The organism is Paracoccus sp. TRP, from assembly GCF_000185925.1.
Taxonomy (GTDB): domain Bacteria; phylum Pseudomonadota; class Alphaproteobacteria; order Rhodobacterales; family Rhodobacteraceae; genus Paracoccus; species Paracoccus kondratievae.
Genome location: NZ_AEPN01000069.1, coordinates 1 through 10,413, shown reverse-complemented (window position 1 = coordinate 10,413; position 10,413 = coordinate 1). Strand labels below are relative to the sequence as shown.

Annotated in this window: 20 protein-coding genes; all 20 read right to left on the bottom strand. The window is 60.0% G+C overall.

Translation table 11 applies throughout. The features are described 5' to 3' along the window. Window positions 1-535: 535 nt before the first annotated feature. Window positions 536-724 (bottom strand): 50S ribosomal protein L30, encoded by a 189-nt coding sequence (gene rpmD / locus PARACOCCUSGL_RS0118800; protein ID WP_010400254.1) that lies wholly within the window; start codon window positions 722-724, stop codon window positions 536-538. 12 nt (window positions 725-736) lie between these two features. Beyond that, window positions 737-1,303 carry a 30S ribosomal protein S5 gene (gene rpsE / locus PARACOCCUSGL_RS0118795; protein ID WP_010400253.1) on the bottom strand — a complete coding sequence of 189 codons (567 nt, stop codon included), beginning with the start codon at window positions 1,301-1,303 and terminating at the stop codon, window positions 737-739. A gap of 113 nt (window positions 1,304-1,416) precedes the next feature. Further along, a complete protein-coding gene (rplR, locus tag PARACOCCUSGL_RS0118790) occupies window positions 1,417-1,776 on the bottom strand; it encodes a 50S ribosomal protein L18 (protein ID WP_010400252.1) in 360 nt (119 codons plus the stop codon). Between the two features lie 11 nt (window positions 1,777-1,787). Next, window positions 1,788-2,321, bottom strand: a complete 534-nt coding sequence (rplF, locus tag PARACOCCUSGL_RS0118785) for a 50S ribosomal protein L6 (protein ID WP_010400251.1) — start codon at window positions 2,319-2,321, stop codon at window positions 1,788-1,790. A 10-nt stretch (window positions 2,322-2,331) separates the two neighbouring features. After that, window positions 2,332-2,730: a 30S ribosomal protein S8 gene (rpsH, locus tag PARACOCCUSGL_RS0118780; protein WP_010400249.1), complete on the bottom strand. Its 399-nt coding sequence runs from the start codon at window positions 2,728-2,730 to the stop codon at window positions 2,332-2,334. A gap of 9 nt (window positions 2,731-2,739) precedes the next feature. Next, complete coding sequence (rpsN, locus tag PARACOCCUSGL_RS0118775) at window positions 2,740-3,045, bottom strand: 30S ribosomal protein S14 (protein ID WP_010400246.1); 306 nt, start codon at window positions 3,043-3,045, stop codon at window positions 2,740-2,742. Window positions 3,046-3,063: 18 nt separating this feature from the next. After that, the gene (rplE, locus tag PARACOCCUSGL_RS0118770) at window positions 3,064-3,624 is read right to left on the bottom strand and encodes a 50S ribosomal protein L5 (protein ID WP_010400245.1); all 561 of its coding nucleotides are present in this window, start codon (window positions 3,622-3,624) and stop codon (window positions 3,064-3,066) included. Next, window positions 3,624-3,929 carry a 50S ribosomal protein L24 gene (gene rplX, locus PARACOCCUSGL_RS0118765; protein WP_010400244.1) on the bottom strand — a complete coding sequence of 102 codons (306 nt, stop codon included), beginning with the start codon at window positions 3,927-3,929 and terminating at the stop codon, window positions 3,624-3,626. The genes rplE and rplX overlap by 1 nt, the downstream gene beginning before the upstream one ends. After that, complete coding sequence (gene rplN, locus PARACOCCUSGL_RS0118760; RefSeq protein ID WP_010400243.1) at window positions 3,929-4,297, bottom strand: 50S ribosomal protein L14; 369 nt, start codon at window positions 4,295-4,297, stop codon at window positions 3,929-3,931. Before rplN ends, rplX begins: the two co-directional genes overlap by 1 nt. Before the next feature lie 76 nt (window positions 4,298-4,373). After that, on the bottom strand, window positions 4,374-4,622 hold the full coding sequence (gene rpsQ / locus PARACOCCUSGL_RS0118755; RefSeq protein WP_010400242.1) for a 30S ribosomal protein S17: 249 nt from the start codon (window positions 4,620-4,622) through the stop codon (window positions 4,374-4,376). An 11-nt stretch (window positions 4,623-4,633) separates the two neighbouring features. After that, window positions 4,634-4,840 (bottom strand): 50S ribosomal protein L29, encoded by a 207-nt coding sequence (gene rpmC, locus PARACOCCUSGL_RS0118750; RefSeq protein ID WP_010400240.1) that lies wholly within the window; start codon window positions 4,838-4,840, stop codon window positions 4,634-4,636. Between the two features lie 634 nt (window positions 4,841-5,474). Further along, window positions 5,475-5,888 carry a 50S ribosomal protein L16 gene (rplP, locus tag PARACOCCUSGL_RS0118745; protein WP_010400239.1) on the bottom strand — a complete coding sequence of 138 codons (414 nt, stop codon included), beginning with the start codon at window positions 5,886-5,888 and terminating at the stop codon, window positions 5,475-5,477. Window positions 5,889-5,900: 12 nt separating this feature from the next. After that, complete coding sequence (gene rpsC, locus PARACOCCUSGL_RS0118740) at window positions 5,901-6,617, bottom strand: 30S ribosomal protein S3 (protein WP_010400238.1); 717 nt, start codon at window positions 6,615-6,617, stop codon at window positions 5,901-5,903. Further along, entirely contained in the window at window positions 6,617-6,997 is a 381-nt protein-coding gene (gene rplV / locus PARACOCCUSGL_RS0118735) for a 50S ribosomal protein L22 (protein WP_010400237.1), read from the bottom strand. Before rplV ends, rpsC begins: the two co-directional genes overlap by 1 nt. Window positions 6,998-7,002: 5 nt before the next feature. Further along, window positions 7,003-7,281 (bottom strand): 30S ribosomal protein S19, encoded by a 279-nt coding sequence (rpsS, locus tag PARACOCCUSGL_RS0118730; RefSeq protein WP_010400236.1) that lies wholly within the window; start codon window positions 7,279-7,281, stop codon window positions 7,003-7,005. Window positions 7,282-7,284: 3 nt separating this feature from the next. Further along, on the bottom strand, window positions 7,285-8,121 hold the full coding sequence (gene rplB, locus PARACOCCUSGL_RS0118725; protein ID WP_010400235.1) for a 50S ribosomal protein L2: 837 nt from the start codon (window positions 8,119-8,121) through the stop codon (window positions 7,285-7,287). 95 nt (window positions 8,122-8,216) lie between these two features. Further along, window positions 8,217-8,513 carry a 50S ribosomal protein L23 gene (locus PARACOCCUSGL_RS0118720; RefSeq protein WP_010400233.1) on the bottom strand — a complete coding sequence of 99 codons (297 nt, stop codon included), beginning with the start codon at window positions 8,511-8,513 and terminating at the stop codon, window positions 8,217-8,219. Further along, the gene (rplD, locus tag PARACOCCUSGL_RS0118715) at window positions 8,510-9,130 is read right to left on the bottom strand and encodes a 50S ribosomal protein L4 (protein WP_010400231.1); all 621 of its coding nucleotides are present in this window, start codon (window positions 9,128-9,130) and stop codon (window positions 8,510-8,512) included. The genes PARACOCCUSGL_RS0118720 and rplD overlap by 4 nt, the downstream gene beginning before the upstream one ends. Beyond that, window positions 9,130-9,870: a 50S ribosomal protein L3 gene (gene rplC / locus PARACOCCUSGL_RS0118710; protein WP_010400229.1), complete on the bottom strand. Its 741-nt coding sequence runs from the start codon at window positions 9,868-9,870 to the stop codon at window positions 9,130-9,132. The genes rplD and rplC overlap by 1 nt, the downstream gene beginning before the upstream one ends. A gap of 10 nt (window positions 9,871-9,880) precedes the next feature. After that, window positions 9,881-10,189 carry a 30S ribosomal protein S10 gene (rpsJ, locus tag PARACOCCUSGL_RS0118705; protein ID WP_010400227.1) on the bottom strand — a complete coding sequence of 103 codons (309 nt, stop codon included), beginning with the start codon at window positions 10,187-10,189 and terminating at the stop codon, window positions 9,881-9,883. Window positions 10,190-10,413: the final 224 nt, after the last annotated feature.

Sequence of the window (10,413 nt, the reverse complement as noted above, 5' to 3'; positions counted from 1 at the left end):
CCTCCGGCAAACCCGGTGCGGTTCACTGCCCCAGCCCACACCAACCTGAGCTAACGGCAAATAATCTCCGCCACGTTTCAGCACTCCACCACCAGCAGAAACCACCCAGCGATCCGGCCCCGCCCCTTGATCGAGAGACCGCTGCCACCAGATCATTGCGCTGTTTTCGCCGCCGCTGGCGCGCCCCAGTTCAAAGCCCAGCGTGTCTCGCGGGCTCAGCCCATATTCGCCATAAAGGCCAAGATAGCCGTTGCCCTCATGATCCCGCTCCCCGGACAGGGAAAGAAAAACACCCCGCTTCCCACGCGCCCACGGACTGGCATCAGCGAACCCAGCCGAAAACAACAGGCATAGGATCAGACCAAATATCCGGCACAGCACAGCATGTCCCTTGCAGGAGCCCAAATCACCCCCGCAGCATAGACGGAACCCCTTACCACAAGGTTAACAGGTCCTGCTTTCGTGCCCTGCGCGAATGAAAAACGCCCCGGATATCTCCGGGGCGTTTCTGACTTTCCGTCGCGCGGGACCGGGATCAGCCGCGCTCTTCGATGATGGTCACCAGATGCGGGATCTTGGCAACCATACCGCGAATCGCCGGGGTATCCTCAAGCTCGCGGGTACGGTTCATCTTGTTCAGACCAAGACCTTTCAGCGTTTCACGCTGGATGGCCGGGCGGCGGATCGGCGAACCGATCTGCTTCACAACGATGGTTTTAGCCATAGGCCTGTCTCCTTACGCTTCGACAGCGGCTTCTGCCGGCTTGTCGTTGGACGGCAGGATCTCGGCCACTTTCTTGCCGCGGCGCTGTGCAACGCTGCGGGGCGAGGCTTCTTTTTTCAGCCCGTCGATCATGGCCCGGATCATGTTGTAGGGGTTTTGCGAACCCAGCGACTTGGCCACAACGTCCTGAACGCCCAGCATCTCAAACACAGCGCGCATCGGACCACCGGCGATGATACCGGTACCCGGAACGGCGGTCCGCATCACCACTTTGCCAGCGCCGTGACGGCCTTCGACATCGTGATGCAGGGTGCGACCGTCACGCAGCGGCACGCGGACCAGGCTGCGCTTGGCCTGTTCAGTAGCCTTACGGATCGCCTCGGGCACCTCTTTGGCCTTGCCTTTGCCAAAGCCGACGCGGCCGCGCTGATCCCCAACCACCACAAGAGCAGCAAAGCCAAAACGCTTACCACCCTTAACGGTTTTCGACACGCGGTTGATCGCGACCAGCCGGTCGGCGAATTCCGGAGTCTCTTCGCGCTCTTCGCGCCGACTCCGACGGTTTTCACGTTCTGCCATCTGGCATTCCTCATAAGCTGGCGCGTCGCGCGCCGTGTTAGCCAATCCAGGTGGGCCGCAAAAGAAAGAGCAGTCCCCGGATCATCGGGGTGGCGCGAACGCCACCCGCACCATCAGAATTTCAGACCGCCTTCGCGGGCTGCATCCGCCAGAGCCTTGATCTTGCCGTGGAACAGGAAACCACCACGGTCGAAGATAACCTCTTCGACACCGGCTTTCCTGGCCCGCTCGGCAATCGCGGCGCCAATCTTGGCCGCGGCTTCGACGTTGTTCTTGCCAATAACACCCAGGTCCTTTTCGAGCGACGAGGCAGAGGCCAGCGTGACCCCTTTCACATCGTCGATCACCTGAACGCTGATGTTCTTGGACGAACGGTGGACGGAGAGACGCGGACGACCGTTCGCAATCTTCCGCAACTTGTTCCGCACGCGCAGGCGGCGCTTCTGGAACAGCTCTTTTTTGGTCAGTGCCATTTATGCGCCCCTTACTTCTTCTTGCCTTCCTTGCGGAAGACGACCTCGCCCTTGTAGCGGATCCCCTTGCCCTTATAGGGCTCGGGACGGCGCCACTCGCGAATGTTCGCGGCAACCTGGCCGACGAGCTGCTCGTCGATGCCTTCGACCACGATCTCGGTCTGCTTCGGCGCCGTGATGGTCACGCCATCGGGCGTCACGAAATCCACGTCATGCGAATAACCAAGCGCCAGTTTCAGGACCTTGCCCTGCATCTGCGCGCGGTAACCCACACCCTGGATTTCCAGCTCTCTTTTGAAGCCCTGGCTGACGCCAGTTACAAGGTTCGCCACCATCGAACGCGACATGCCCCATTGCTGGCGCGCGCGCTTGGACTGACCGCGCGGCGTAACGGTGACAGCACCGTTATCGATCGCAAGGGTCACGTCATCCGTCGCGGTGAAGGAACGGGTCCCTTTCGGACCCTTCACCTCGATGGTCTGGCCTTTCACTTCGGCGGTCACGCCCTGGGGCAGTTCGACCGGCTTTTTACCAATCCGAGACATCCTGCCCTCCTTAGAACACGGTGCAGAGGACTTCGCCGCCGACATTGGCACTGCGAGCCGCCGCATCCGACATCACGCCTTTCGGCGTCGAGACGATGGACACGCCAAGGCCGTTGCGGACCAGCGGGATGTCCTTGACCGAAGCATAGACACGACGGCCGGGTTTCGACACACGAGCAAGCTCGCGGATCACCGGGGTGCCGTCAAAGTATTTCAGGCTGATTTCCAGTTCGGTATGGCCGGATTCAGTCTGAATCTGCTCATAACCGCGGATGTAGCCTTCTGCTTTAAGCACGTCCAGCACCCAGGCGCGCAGCTTGGAGGCGGGCGTACGGACGGTCGATTTGCCGCGCATCTGTGCGTTGCGGATGCGGGTCAGCATATCGCCGAGAGGATCGTTCATCGACATCGTGCCCCCTTACCAGCTCGATTTGACCATGCCAGGGATCTGGCCGAACGAGCCGAGCTCGCGCAGCATGATCCGCGACAGTTTCAGTTTGCGGTAATACGCGTGCGGACGGCCGGTGAGCTGGCACCGGTTGTGCAGACGCGTGACCGAAGAGTTGCGCGGCAGTTCAGCCAGTTTCAGGCTCGCTTTGAAGCGCTCTTCCATCGGGCGGGATTGATCGTGAATGATCTCGTTAAGAGCAGCACGCTTGGCGGCGTATTTCTCAACCAGATGCTGGCGCTTTTTCTCGCGCTCGACCATGGATTTTTTTGCCATATCTTCTTCCCTCCGCGATCAGCTGTTGAACGGCATGTTGAAATGCCGAAGCAGCGACTTCGCTTCCGCGTCGGTCCGCGCGGTGGTGCAGATGATGATGTCCATCCCCAGAACTTCGTCGACCTTGTCGAAGTTGATTTCCGGGAACACGATGTGCTCTTTCAGGCCCATGGCGTAGTTGCCGCGGCCATCGAAAGCCGTGCCTTTGACGCCGCGGAAGTCGCGGACGCGGGGCAGCGCGATGTTGATCAGACGGTCCAGGAATTCATACATCCGGTCGCCACGCAGGGTCACCTTGGCGCCCAGCGGCATCTCTTCACGGACGCGGAAGCCTGCGATCGACTTCTTCGCCTTGGTGATGACGGCTTTCTGACCAGCGATCAGCGAAAGCTCTTCAGCGCCCTGTTTGACCTTCTTGGTGTCCTTGACGGCTTCGCCGATACCCATGTTCAGGACGATCTTGTCCAGTTTCGGGATCTGCATGTCGTTCTTATAGCCAAACTCTTCTTTGAGCATGGCGCGGATATTGTCCTTGTAGAGCGACTTGAGGCGCGGAGTGTAATTGGCTTGATCCAGCATCAGATCGCCTCCCCGGTGGTCTTGGCATAGCGGACCTTCTTGCCGTCTTCGACGCGGAAGCCGACGCGGGTGGCCTTGCCGTTCTTGTCCATCAGCGCAAGGTTCGACAGGTCGATCGGCATGGCTTTCGCCACGCGGCCGCCCTGGCTGTTCTGGGTCTGACGCTGGTGACGGATAGCAATGTTGACGCCATCAACCACGGCCTTGTTCTCTTTCGGGAACACAGCAGTGATTTCACCCTGCTTGCCTTTGTCCTTGCCCGTCAGCACGACGACCTTGTCGCCCTTTTTGAGCTTCGCAGCCATCACAGCACCTCCGGCGCAAGCGAGATGATCTTCATGAAGTTCTTGGCCCGCAGCTCGCGCACGACCGGCCCGAAGATACGGGTACCGACCGGTTCACCCTGGTTGTTCAGGATGACGGCAGCGTTACGGTCAAAGCGGATCGAGGTGCCGTCTTCGCGTTTCACCTCTTTGGCGGTGCGCACGACAACGGCCTTGCGGACGTCGCCTTTCTTGACGCGGCCGCGCGGGATGGCCTCCTTGACGGAGACGACAATAATGTCGCCCACCGACGCATAGCGACGGTGCGAACCACCCAGGACCTTGATGCACTGAACCCGGCGTGCGCCGGAGTTATCAGCAACATCCAGATTGGTCTGCATCTGGATCATTTGGTTACTCCCGACCTTTGGGGACCGGCCCGAATTGCTTCATGCTCCGGCCCCAGGGTTTCGTTAAATTCTGGTGTCAGGCCTGGGCTTCAGAAGCGTCAGACAAAACAGTCCAGCGTTTGGTTTTCGAAATCGGCGCACATTCGGCGATGCGAACGATATCCCCGACCTTGAACTCGTTTTTCGCGTCATGGGCGCGATATTTCTTCGACGAACGCACGGTTTTGTGCAGCAGCGGATGCTTGAAGCGCCGCTCCACCAGAACGGTGACGGTCTGTTCGTTCTTATCGCTGACGACCTTGCCTTGCAGGATGCGTTTGGGCATGGACCGGCTCCTTAATTCGACGCCGCGGCTTCGGCCGCTTTCTGGTTCAAAACGGTTTTGACGCGTGCAACGTCACGACGGACGGCACGGATACGGGCGGTCGATTCGAGCTGGCCGGTGGCCTGCTGGAAGCGCAGGTTAAACGCTTCCTTTTTCAGCGAGAGCAGCTGTTCTTTCAGCTGATCCGGCGTTTTGTCTTTTAGTTCCTGCGCTTTCATGCGCCTCTTCCTTTCAACATCACCGGAGAGCCCCTGCACGCAGGGCCACCCTGATTCCCGGTGGAGTCCATGATGAAGCCGTGCCTATACGCTGGACCCCCAGCAAACACAAGGGCTTTATTGAACGGCCGTACCAGCCGGACAGGTGTGCTCACCTACCCCTGCATCATCCAACCTATAATTGCTCGCAAGTGAGCGATAATTCTGCTGTCGTTAACCCGGATGGCAATGACATAGCCGGATGAGCCCGGCCCCGAGGGCTTTCCGATGCCGGATTAAGGACCTGAACCCGCGATTGACGAACGGGGCCGGATGGTCGGAACGATGGAGATGACGGGATCAGCTATTATCCCGGCTGATCCAGTGAACTCGCAGCAATCCATGGCGAGAGCAGGGCCGATGCAATTAGTTCATATACTGCCGACCCCTATAGTGGGGAGGACGGTAGTGTTCAGGCGATCGGGGCTTGCTCAGCTATCAAACGTGGAATGCCCCTGGCGTAGAACAGACACAATCCAAGCCAGCCAATCAGTCAGTCGGAAAGCTGGTTAGAGACTACATATGAAAAAGCCCCGGATCTCTCCGGAGCTTTTCTATTTCAAACCGAAGTCGAAGGCGCGATAGCGCCTCCTTCTTACCAGTCTTCGCGAACCACAATGCGGGTCAGAACCGGCAGCTTCTGAGCACCAAGACGCAGAGCTTCGCGCGCGATAGTGTCGTTCACACCGTCGATCTCAAACATGATCCGGCCGGGGTGGACGCGAGCGGCCCAATAATCCACCGAGCCTTTACCTTTACCCATCCGCACTTCGGTCGGTTTCGACGAAACCGGCACGTCCGGGAAAATCCGGATCCAGACCCGGCCCTGACGTTTCATGTGACGAGTGATCGCGCGGCGAGCCGCTTCGATCTGACGGGCGGTGACACGCTCGGGCTCGATGGCTTTCAGCGCATAGGAGCCGAAGTTCAGGTTGAACCCGCCCTTGGCCTCGCCGTGGATGCGGCCCTTGTGCTGTTTGCGGAACTTAGTCCGTTTCGGTTGCAGCATTGCTTCTTCTCCTTAGCGCGCGTCGCGGTCACGGCGCGGGCCGCGGGGCGACGGCCCGTCCTGCGCTTCGGTCGCGCGGCGGTCGTGGGCCTGCGGATCATGCTCCATGATCTCGCCCTTGAAGATCCAGACCTTCACACCGATGATCCCGTAAGGGGTCGATGCTTCCGACAGCGCATAGTCGATGTCGGCACGCAGCGTGTGCAGCGGAACCCGGCCTTCACGGTACCATTCGGTACGGGCGATTTCAGCACCGCCAAGACGGCCCGAAACGTTCACCCGGATCCCCAGGCCGCCCATGCGCATGGCGTTTTGCACCGCACGTTTCATGGCGCGGCGGAAGGACACCCGACGCTCAAGCTGCTGAGCGATCGACTCGGCCACCAGCTGGGCATCCAACTCGGGCTTGCGAACCTCAACAATGTTGAGATGCAGTTCCGAGGCGGTGAAGTTCGCCAGCTTTTTACGCAGGGTTTCGATATCGGCGCCTTTTTTGCCGATGATCACGCCCGGACGCGCAGCATAGATCGTCACCCGGCATTTCTTGTGCGGACGTTCGATCACGACGCGGCTGACACCGGCCTGCTTGGCTTCTTTTTTGATGAAGCTACGGATTTTCAGGTCTTCCAGCAACAGATTGCCGTAGTCCTTGTCATCCGCATACCAGCGGCTGTCCCAGGTGCGGTTGACCTGGAGACGCATCCCGATGGGGTTTACCTTCTGACCCATTACGCGTGCTCCTCGACCTGACGCACCTTGATGGTGATTTCCGAAAACGGCTTCATGATGCGGCCATAACGACCCCGCGCCCGCGGACGGCCGCGCTTCATCACCAGGTTCTTGCCAACCCAGGCCTCGGCGACGATCAGATTGTCAACGTCGAGGTTATGGTTGTTTTCGGCATTGGCGATAGCCGATTGCAGGCATTTCTTCACATCGCCCGCGATGCGCTTGGACGAAAAGGTCAGATCGGCCAGAGCCTTGTCGACCTTCTTGCCGCGGATCATCGCCGCCACCAGGTTCAGCTTCTGCGGCGAGGTGCGAAGCATGCGGGTCTTCGCCATCGCCTCGTTCTCCGCCACGCGGCGCGGATTCTTTTCCTTACCCATGACGATTACTTCCTTTTCGCTTTCTTGTCGGCGGCGTGACCGTAGTAGGTCCGGGTCGGCGAGTACTCACCGAACTTCTGGCCGATCATCTCTTCGGTCACCGAGACCGGGATGTGTTTCTGGCCGTTGTACACACCAAAGGTCAGGCCGACAAACTGCGGCAGGATGGTGGAACGACGCGACCAGATTTTGATGACATCCGACTTGCCGGATTCGCGGGCTTTCTCGGCCTTGCGAAGCACATAGGCATCGACAAAGGGGCCCTTCCAAACAGAACGTGCCATGGATTAACGCCCCTTCTTCGCGTGACGCGACCGCAGAATGTATTTGTCGGTCGATTTGTTCGAGCGGGTCCTGGTCCCCTTGGTGCCCTTGCCCCAGGGGGTAACCGGGTGACGACCACCCGAGGTCCGGCCCTCACCACCACCATGCGGGTGGTCGATCGGGTTCATGGCGACACCGCGCACGCTCGGACGGATGCCCTTGTGACGGTTGCGGCCAGCTTTACCAAAGTTCTGGTTCGAGTGGTCAGAGTTCGACACGGCGCCGATGGTCGCCATGCATTCCTGACGCACCATGCGCAGTTCGCCCGAGGACAGGCGGATCTGGGCATAGCCACCGTCGCGGCCGACGAACTGGGCGTAGGTGCCGGCCGAACGGGCCAGCTGGCCGCCCTTGCCGGGCTTCAGCTCAACGTTGTGAACGATGGTACCGATCGGCATACCGCTGAAAGGCATGGCGTTGCCGGGCTTGACGTCCACTTTATTGCCGGCGATGACCTTGTCGCCCACAGCCAGACGCTGCGGAGCGATGATGTAGGCCTGCTCACCGTCTTCATATTTGATCAGCGCGATGAAGGCGGTACGGTTGGGGTCGTATTCGATCCGCTCGACGGTCGCCGGAACATCAAATTTAGTGCGCCTGAAATCGACGATGCGATAGAGACGCTTCGCCCCGCCGCCCTTGCGGCGCATCGTGATCCGTCCGGTGTTGTTCCGGCCGCCGTTCTTGGTCAGACCCTCAGTGAGGGATTTGACCGGGCGCCCTTTCCAAAGCTCCGAACGGTCGATCAGAACCAGCCCACGCTGGCCAGGCGTCGTCGGTTTATACGACTTGAGTGCCATGCTTTCTGTCTTCCGTTGCTTTGGACCTCAGGTGGTCCGTTTCAGTCAAAAGGCGACGGCCCCGCTGCCGGGGCCGTCGATTCGCAGGCTCTATATCAGAGACCAGTCGACACGTCGATGCTGTTGCCAGCTTCCAGCGTGACATAGGCCTTTTTCACGTCCGAACGGACACCGGGGCGGCCGCGGAAACGCTTGGTTTTGCCTTTGGTAATGGTCGTGTTCACGGCCTTCACCTTGACATTGAACAGAGCCTCGACGGCTTCTTTGATCGCCGGTTTGGTCGAGTCCTTGGCCACCTGGAAGACATAGGCGTTGGCATCGCCCACCAGGGTGGCCTTTTCGGTAATGACCGGCTTGACGATCACGTCGTAATGTTCGGGTTTGACGCTCATTTCAGGCGAGCCTCCAGAGCTTCGACACCGGCGCGGGTCAGCACAAGCGTATCCCGACGCAGGATGTCATAGACGTTGGCGCCGATCGAGGGCAGCACATCAACGCCTTCCAGGTTGCGGGCAGCGCGGGCAAAGGTTTCGTTCACCTCGGCACCGTCGATGACCAGAACGCGCTTCCAGCCGTTTTCCTTGACTGCCTTGGCGACGGCTCCGGTTTTGGCTTCCGCGATGTTCAGGTTCTCTACGATCACCAGCTCACCGGCAGCAGCTTTGGCCGACAGCGCATGCTTCAGACCCAGAGCGCGGACCTTCTTGGGCAGATCAAAGGCGTGCGACCGCGGGGTCGGACCTTTGTAGACACCACCGTGACGGAAGATCGGGGCCTTGCGGCTGCCGTGACGGGCGCCACCGGTGCCCTTCTGGCGGTAGATCTTCTTGGTCGAGTAGCTGACATCCGATTTGCCCAGCACCGAATGGGTGCCCGCCTGAGCCTTCGCACGCTGCCAGCGCACGACGCGATGCAGGATATCCGCACGCGGCTCGAGCCCGAAGATGTCATCGCTCAGTTCAATGTTCCCGGCTTTGCCGGCATCGAGCGTGATAACGTCGAGTTTCATCAGTTGTCTCCTTCGGGCGCGGCAGCTTCAGCCGGGACCGCAGCCTCGGCCTGAGCCTGGACCTTGGAACGGGTCGCGGCCGGGAAAACGGTGTTTTCGGCCAGCGGCTTCTTCACGGCATCCTTGATGGTGACCCAGCCACCTTTCGAACCCGGAACCGAGCCTTTGACCATGATCAGGCCACGTTCGGAATCAGTCTTGACGACCTGCAGGTTCTGGGTGGTGACACGGACCGCACCCAGATGGCCGGCCATCTTCTTGCCCTTGAACACCTTGCCGGGGTCCTGGCACTGGCCGGTCGAACCGTGCGAGCGGTGACTGATCGACACACCGTGCGAGGCGCGCAGACCGCCAAAGTTGTGCCGCTTCATCGCACCGGCAAAACCTTTACCGATCGAGGTGCCGGCGATGTCGACATACTGGCCGGGGAAGTAGTGATCGGCAACGATCTCTTCACCCACTTCAACCAGGTTCTCGGGCGAGACGCGGAATTCCGCGATCTTGCGCTTGGGCGCGACATTGGCCTTGGCGAAATGACCGCGCAGCGCAGCGGTCGTGCGCTTGGCCTTGGCTTCGCCAGCGCCAAGCTGCAGCGCGACATAGCCGTCTTTTTCCACGGTACGCTGAGCGATAACCTGCACGTTGTCCACATGCAGGACGGTGACGGGCACCTGACGCCCGTCTTCCAGGAACAGCCGGGTCATGCCCAGCTTCTTGGCGATAACACCAGTCCGCAGCATGATAGCCTCCTTACACCTTGATCTCGACGTCCACGCCAGCGGCGAGGTCGAGCTTCATCAGGGCGTCCACGGTCTGCGGGGTGGGATCGACGATATCCAGCAGCCGCTTATGCGTGCGGATTTCCCACTGGTCGCGGGATTTCTTGTCGATATGCGGACCGCGCAGCACGGTGAATTTTTCGATCTTGTTGGGCAGCGGAATCGGACCGCGGACCTGGGCGCCGGTGCGCTTGGCGGTGTTCACGATTTCCTGCGTGCTGGCATCCAGAACGCGGTAATCGAACGCCTTCAGCCGGATGCGGATATTCTGGCTTTGCATCATCATCCCTCTTGCGGGGCGTGTTCAGTTGAGAGGCAGACCCCACACCATGCGGCGCCTGCGTCGAACCGTCTTCAAATTGGCAGGCCGGCGACATAGCCGCCGGTCCGCCTCTTGGCAACCCCGAATCGGGCGATTGCCATATTTTCTTTACGGGCTGCGCCAGAGACGCAGCCCGCAACAAGCACAAGGCTTGCTTATTTAATGATTTTGGAGACGACGCC